The 898-nt window shown below is 34.6% G+C and carries 1 pseudogene; it reads left to right on the top strand.

From position 1 onward, the window contains the following. A pseudogene (locus ABHN01_RS25885) lies at positions 1–898 on the top strand (Tn3 family transposase); the annotation flags it as partial.

Raw genomic sequence — 898 nt, forward strand, 5'->3', positions numbered from 1 at the left:
GATCAATTAGATGCGTTACTTTTACCAACTATAAATGGTAAATCTCCATTAGCATGGCTAAAAGATGTACCGGCCCAGCCTTCACCAGAATCATTTTTAAAAGTAATAGACCGATTACAATTTGTTCAAAAAATTGGTCTTACTATTGATACCACAAAAATTAATACAAATCGTCTTCGGCAGCTCGCTAGATTAGGATCAAAATATGAGCCATATGCTTTTAGACGATTCAATGAAGTAAAAAGATATAGTATGTTAGTCTCATTTTTATTGGAGATTACACAAGACCTTATAGATTACGCAATTGAAATTCATGATCGTCTTATGATGAATCTTCAAACAAAAGGGAAAAAAGAACAAGACGAAATACAGCAAGCAAATGGGAAAAAATTAAACGAGAAGATTTTACAATTTATTACTGTATGCGGGACACTAATTGAGGCAAAAGAAACGGGTAAAGATGCTTTTGCAGCCCTAGATGAAGTAATGTCATGGAATGAGATGGTCGAATCTGTTGAAGAAGCAAAACAACTATCACGGCCTTTAAATTATGACTATTTGGATTTGTTAAATACTCGTTATTCCTATGTTAGACGATATGCACCTACTTTATTACGCAGTCTTCATTTTAGAGCGACGAAATCTGGAGAACCCGTTTTACAAGCACTTGATACGATTCATGAATTGAATGAAACAGGTAAACGAAAAGTGCCTCATGGCGCTCCCTTACACTTTGTATCTAACCGTTGGCAAAAACATGTATATGATGATGACGGAAACATTAATCGGCACTATTATGAATTGGCAGCTTTAACCAAGTTAAGAAATCATATTCGTTCAGGAGATATTTTTGTATCAGGCAGTAGACATCATAAGGCATTTGATGATTATCTTATAC

This window comes from Fictibacillus sp. NRS-1165, assembly GCF_050468105.1.
GTDB classification, from domain to species: Bacteria; Bacillota; Bacilli; order Bacillales; family Fictibacillaceae; genus Fictibacillus_C; species Fictibacillus_C terrinigri.